Below are 358 nucleotides of genomic sequence, written 5' to 3'. Positions count from 1 at the left end.
TGCCTGGCCGTCAACAACAAACAAGTTGCCTTGTTCTGGTGGGCGATACTGGGATCGAACCAGTGACCTCTTCCGTGTCAGGGAAGCGCGCTACCGCTGCGCCAATCGCCCGTTACCGGGTCCTTCAATGTCCTTCAAAAAGGAGAGCGGACGACGAGATTCGAACTCGCGACATCCACCTTGGCAAGGTGGTGCTCTACCAGCTGAGCTACGTCCGCACATGTTGTCTTCCGGGCTGATGCCTGGACGTCAACAACAAACAAGTTGCCTTGTTCTGGTGGGCGATACTGGGATCGAACCAGTGACCTCTTCCGTGTCAGGGAAGCGCGCTACCGCTGCGCCAATCGCCCATGCATCC

3 tRNA genes are annotated in these 358 nt (G+C 57.5%); all 3 read right to left on the bottom strand.

Going from position 1 to position 358, the window contains the following annotated elements:
* Positions 1-36: 36 nt before the first annotated feature.
* Positions 37-111 (bottom strand) — tRNA-Val (locus LN996_RS23555).
* Positions 112-145: 34 nt separating this feature from the next.
* Positions 146-218: transfer RNA gene (locus LN996_RS23550), tRNA-Gly, on the bottom strand.
* A 57-nt stretch (positions 219-275) separates the two neighbouring features.
* Positions 276-350 (bottom strand) — tRNA-Val (locus LN996_RS23545).
* Positions 351-358 lie beyond the last annotated feature (8 nt).

Source organism: Arthrobacter sp. AK01, assembly GCF_021109375.1.
GTDB lineage: Bacteria > Actinomycetota > Actinomycetes > Actinomycetales > Micrococcaceae > Arthrobacter.
Note: the sequence above shows the minus strand (reverse complement) of the source record. Positions and strands in the feature narration are given on the sequence as shown.